We start from the raw sequence: 607 nt of genomic DNA, 5'->3' as shown, positions 1-607 counted from the left end.
TGTTTCAGCCAAGATGACTTCCTCATAAGCTGAGACGGCATACTGTAGATAGCGATATGGGCCCACTCGGACCGGATTGTGGTGGGCGTATAAACCAATGATCGGTGTGTTCATGGCGCTTGCCATGTGAGCTGGCCCGGTATCAGGCGCGATGACCATGTCTACTTTGTCAATCAGAGCCAGCATTTGCAGGATTGAGCTTTGCCCAACTAAATTTAGACATGGTTCTTCCAGTCGAGATTGAATGGCATCTGCCAAATCCAGTTCGACTTGAGCTGGGCTACCAGCCAGAATTACATTCCAACCTTGTGCTCTCGCATGGTGGATGACGTCTATGTACCCTTCAGCATTCCAGTTTTTATATGCTTTACTGGCTCCTGGCACAATCAGTAGGTTGGGTTTGTCGCAAGAAACATGATTCTCTGCCCACTCTTGGTCTTGTGCGGAGTAGGAAAGTGCCCAGTCTAGCTCCGTGTTAGGGATGCCAATTTGATGAGCAAATGCCATCAAACCATCCGCCACGTGCAGAGATTGTGGTGAGGGAACTTTGACATTAGTGAATAGTGTTTGAAAATCTTGGCTTCTGTCAGATGAAAAACCAAGTTTG

The 607-nt window shown here is 47.8% G+C and carries 1 protein-coding gene; it reads right to left on the bottom strand.

What is annotated here, in order from left to right; all coding sequences use genetic code 11:
* A partial coding sequence (locus R7R78_RS27770) for a glycosyltransferase family 9 protein (RefSeq protein ID WP_225474808.1) occupies positions 1–607 on the bottom strand: 607 nt, incomplete at both ends.

It is taken from the genome of Vibrio sp. 2134-1 (genome assembly GCF_033339495.1).
The sequence above is the reverse complement of the archived record's forward strand: the minus strand, read 5'-3'. Positions and strand labels throughout refer to the sequence as shown.